The sequence below is a fragment of the Stenotrophomonas maltophilia genome (genome assembly GCF_003970865.1).
GTDB lineage: Bacteria > Pseudomonadota > Gammaproteobacteria > Xanthomonadales > Xanthomonadaceae > Stenotrophomonas > Stenotrophomonas maltophilia_AR.
Window position 1 is genome coordinate 1 of sequence record NZ_RXLZ01000165.1, and the last position, 605, is coordinate 605.

Here is a 605-nt window from a genome sequence, read left to right on the forward strand (position 1 = left end):
ACAAAGCACACGCGGGAAAAGTCGTCGGACGAGTGAGGTGGTGAAAAGGGACAGGACCAACAGGGTGGGGGGGATGTTAATGAAGTTTTAGCGCAGAAGGAAAATCCCCGGCGCCGGGGCGGCAAAAGGGAGAATAACGGCTTGATAGGTGTTGGCCCAACCCAGTGCATAGACCAAGTCAAATAGCGCGACTACCAGTAAGTCGCTAGGGAGCATCAAGGTCAATAGAATCAGGCTGAACAACACTCCCTTGGCCGGGATGCGAAAATACACCAGAACCATTGCCGCTAAGGCTGAAGTAATTACTTTCAAGACCGTGATTCCCACAGCCACTACGAAGCTGTTGCGGATATAAAGCCCCAACTTGGCTCCGTTCCAAGCGCTCAGCAGGTTATCCCATAGATGGGTGCTGGGGATGAGGTTGGCAGAGTTCACTGCCGAGCCAGCTTGGGTAGCTTTGATCAGGGCGAACAGCAGCGGGAATCCCCGACCCAGACCTGCCAGGTCAAAGGCAAGTTGGGTAGAGTGGCTTGGGTATGCTTATCGCCCATAAGTATTCACCCCCACGTTTGGGGAAGGAAGAGGGGGGGGGGCCCCCAAGAACA

At 54.7% G+C, this 605-nt stretch carries 1 protein-coding gene; it reads right to left on the reverse strand.

From position 1 onward, the window contains the following. Positions 1-87 precede the first annotated feature (87 nt). Positions 88-435, reverse strand: coding sequence for an ABC transporter permease family protein (locus EKL94_RS22230; protein WP_185830084.1), 348 nt, complete (start codon positions 433-435; stop codon positions 88-90). Positions 436-605: the final 170 nt, after the last annotated feature.